This is a genomic window from Streptomyces sp. SID3343 (genome assembly GCF_009865215.1).
GTDB lineage: Bacteria > Actinomycetota > Actinomycetes > Streptomycetales > Streptomycetaceae > Embleya.
The window spans coordinates 1-2,419 of the sequence record NZ_WWJX01001268.1 but is presented as its reverse complement, the minus strand read 5'-3'; the positions used below and the strand labels follow the sequence as shown (position 1 = coordinate 2,419).

3 protein-coding genes are annotated in these 2,419 nt (G+C 69.5%); 2 read left to right on the top strand and 1 reads right to left on the bottom strand.

What is annotated here, in order from left to right; genetic code table 11:
• Positions 1–108: 108 nt before the first annotated feature.
• Entirely contained in the window at positions 109–657 is a 549-nt protein-coding gene (locus GT354_RS40015) for a sigma-70 family RNA polymerase sigma factor (RefSeq protein ID WP_202512826.1), read from the bottom strand.
• Positions 658–858: 201 nt separating this feature from the next.
• On the opposite strand from GT354_RS40015, the gene GT354_RS40010 reads away from it, so the two are divergent.
• Positions 859–1,935, top strand: coding sequence for a Zn-dependent alcohol dehydrogenase (locus GT354_RS40010; protein WP_161361360.1), 1,077 nt, complete (start codon positions 859–861; stop codon positions 1,933–1,935).
• 175 nt (positions 1,936–2,110) lie between these two features.
• Positions 2,111–2,419 (top strand): SDR family NAD(P)-dependent oxidoreductase (locus GT354_RS40005; RefSeq protein WP_161361358.1); only part of this gene is annotated, 309 nt, incomplete at its 3' end.

Genomic DNA, 2,419 nt, shown 5'->3' with positions numbered 1-2,419 from the left:
AACCGACGCCGGGCCCGCCGGCGGCGCACCGGTCGCAGGTCGTCCATCCGTAACCGCAGCGGCCCCGCGTCGGCGGCGACGGTCCGCAGGGCGTGGACGATGCGCTGCTCATCGGGTTGCATGCCTCACCCTCTCGGGTGAAGGGGCAGAGAGGGAAGCGTCGTCCGTCAGCGCGGCCGCCAACACCCGGCGGGCGTCGTGCAGATGCCGCTTGACGGTGCCCTCGCCGCAGTCCAGGTCCAGCGCGATCTGCGCCACGGAGCGGTCCTCGTAGTAGCGCAGGATCACGCACGCGCGTCGTCGCGGCGACAACCGCATGAGCGCGGCGCGGACGGTGATCCGTTCGGCGGCGTCGGCGCTTTCGTCGTCGGTGATCGGTGGTGGCACGAACAACGGGCGCACCCGCAGCCAGCGCCGCCGGCGCTGCGAACCGTCGACCACCAGGCGCAGGATCGTCCTGCGCACGAGGGGTTCCAGGTTCTCGGTCTTCGTCGAGACGAGCTTGTCCAGGGCGCGTAGCAGCGCTTCCTGGACCAGGTCCTCGGCCTGTGCCGCGTCGCCGCACAGCAGGAACGCGTATCCCTTCAGGGCGTCGCCACGAGCGGCGAGCAAAGTCGCCAGAGCCGCGTCCCTTTCGTCCCTTGCCGAGCCCAACACGCGCAACCCCCTGTCGCCCCACCCGGTGCCTACCGTGAGTGGACGCGCGAGTACTGCCGTTCGTTGTGTCGGGCCCATGCCTTTCGTCATCCACCGAGGCCGGATACCTTGACTGTGTCATTGGTCTTGAGTCAAAACGAGAACAAGTTATAGTTCTTGACCGGGCCAAGTATTGGTTCGAGCAAAGACGAGGGAGCCCCCATGCGCGCAGCGGTTCTGCACGAGACCGGCCAGGACAAGCTCGATGTTCGCGACGATGTCGAGGCCGTGGGCATGGGCCCGGGACGCGTGCGGGTCAAGCTGCACGCGACCGGCGTGTGCCACTCGGACCTGTCGGCGATGACCGGCGTCCTGCCCCAGCCCGCGCCGTTCGTACCCGGCCACGAGGGCGCCGGCGAGGTCGTCGAGGTCGGCGACGGTGTGACCTCCGTCGCGGTCGGCGACCGGGTCATCATCTGCTGGGCGCCGCCGTGCGGCACCTGCAACTACTGCCGCGGTGGCCAGTCCAACCTGTGTCTGGCCGGGTTCATGAACGCCGGCACCCAGAACTTCACCTTCGGCGGCACGCCGTCGTACGGCTTCACCGGCACCGGCACCTTCGCCGAAGAGGTCGTCGTCGCCGCGCCGTGTGCGGTCAAGGTCGCCGACGACGTGCCGTACGAGATCGCGGCGCTGATCGGCTGCGGTGTCACCACCGGCGTCGGCGCGGTGTTCAACAGCGCCAGGATCGAGCCCGGCGCGTCGTGCGCGGTGATCGGCGCCGGCGGCGTCGGGATCGCGGTCATCCAGGGCCTGCGGGCCGCGGGCGCGGCCGACATCGTGGCGATCGACCCGGCCGAGTCCAAGCACGCGTGGGCCAAGAAGTTCGGCGCCACCCACGCGATCACCCCGGACCAGGCCGCCGACGCCAAGCGCGACCTGACCGCCAACCAGGGCTTCGACTATGTCTTCGAGGTCGTCGGCAAGTCCTTCACCGCCCGCAGCGCGTACGAACTGACCCGCCGCGGCGGCGACGTGATCATCGTCGGCGCCGGCGCGATGGACGACAACGTCTCGTTCAACATGTTCGAGCTGTTCTTCGACCAGAAGCGCATCATCGGCAGCATCTACGGCGGCGGCGACATCCTCACCGAGTACGACCGCATCACCAAGCTGTGGCGCGCCGGTCGTCTCGACCTCGAAGAGATGATCACCCACCGCCTCACCCTGGCGAACATCAACGACGCGTTCGACCTGATGAAGAGCGGCGAATCGATCCGCACGATCGTCACGCTCTGACCCCGAGCCAAGCGACACCGCAGTAGCCCGCAGCCCGCCCACCCGACGCAACGGGTGGGCGGCTGGGAACCCAAAACCCCCGAACCACCCACGCACCCGCAGCCGATCCGCCCACCGAGCCCCCCACCAGGGCCATGCGGCCACGAGCACCGCGGTCACCCATGAGGAGTACGCCATGACCACGTCACTCGACGGCAAGGTCGCCGTAGTCACCGGCGCCGGCCGCGGCCTGGGCCGCGCCGAGGCCCTCGAACTCGCGAAGCAGGGCGCGGCGGTCGTGATCAACGACTTCGCCCCCGAAGGCAGCCCCAACCCCGCCGACGACGTCGTCGCCGAGATCGTCGCGGCCGGTGGCAAGGCCGCCGCGCACCGCGGCGACGTTTCCGACTTCGACGCGGCCGGCAAGCTGATCCGGCTCGCGATCGACACGTTCGGCTCGATCGACATCGTGGTCAACAACGCGGGCATCCTGCGCGACCGGATG